Below are 233 nucleotides of genomic sequence, written 5' to 3' on the forward strand. Positions count from 1 at the left end.
CGCTCCAACAGCCGGCCGGCCTGCTCCCGCAACGCCGCCCCACCACGCCCCGACACCACCCACGCCACCGGCCCCGAGAAGGCGGGGCGCTCCGGGTCCGTCGGCTCGGCGGGCTGTGCGGGCTCCGTCTGCGGGGCCTCCTCCAGGATGACGTGGGCGTTGGTGCCGCTGATGCCGAACGACGAGACGCCCGCGCGGCGCGGACGCCCGGTCTCGGGCCACTCCCGCGCCTC

Annotated in this window: 1 protein-coding gene; it reads right to left on the reverse strand. The window is 78.1% G+C overall.

The annotated features are described in order from the left end of the window. Nucleotides 1-233, reverse strand: a 233-nt coding sequence (locus KMS84_RS40775) for a ketoacyl-synthetase C-terminal extension domain-containing protein (RefSeq protein ID WP_285894523.1), incomplete at both ends; no start/stop codon positions are given.

This window comes from Streptomyces hilarionis, from assembly GCF_024539675.1.
GTDB classification, from domain to species: Bacteria; Actinomycetota; Actinomycetes; order Streptomycetales; family Streptomycetaceae; genus Streptomyces; species Streptomyces hilarionis.